We start from the raw sequence: 580 nt of genomic DNA on the forward strand, positions 1-580 counted from the left end.
CGGTGCGCAAACCGCGTGCGCGCAAACGCGCGAAAGGGGCGCCCACTCATGTGCGGTCCTGGGCGCTGCGCCCGGACCTGGCGCAGGCCAAGGTGATCCGGACTCGGTTTCGGGCTGGTGTGCGGGTGTATAACGCGGTGCTGGGGGAATTCTTGGACCGCGCCCGCGCGGTGAAGGCCGATCCGGCATGGCAGGCGGCCCGGGAGTTGCCGCTCCGCGACAAGGACCAGCGTAAGGCCCGTGGCGCGGCGTTTCGTGCGGTGGAGGCCGTGCATGGGTTTGATCGGGGTGCGGCGCAGTCCTACGCGTCGTCACTACGGCGGTCGTGGGTGCGGGAGCAGCTGCCGGCGCAGGAGGCCCAAAGTTTGGGGGCGCGGGCGTTCGACGCGGTCAAACTCTGGCATCTCGGTAAGCGGGGAAAACCCAGGTTCAAGTCGGTCACGCGTGGGTTGCGATCGCTGGCCGCCAAGGACGGCAACGGTGCGTTGCGGGCCAAGACCGATGAGGCCGGTGCGCTGGTGGGGTTGCAGTGGGGCGCGGGGTTCGTGATCCCAGTTGCCCCGGCGGCTGCCTCGGGTCG

At 70.0% G+C, this 580-nt stretch carries 1 pseudogene; it reads left to right on the top strand.

What is annotated here, in order from left to right:
• Positions 1-50: 50 nt before the first annotated feature.
• Positions 51-580: pseudogene (locus tag F6Q13_RS19795) on the top strand (transposase); the annotation flags it as partial.

Origin of the sequence: Mycobacterium sp. (genome assembly GCF_008709575.1) — a bacterium.
GTDB lineage: Bacteria > Actinomycetota > Actinomycetes > Mycobacteriales > Mycobacteriaceae > Mycobacterium.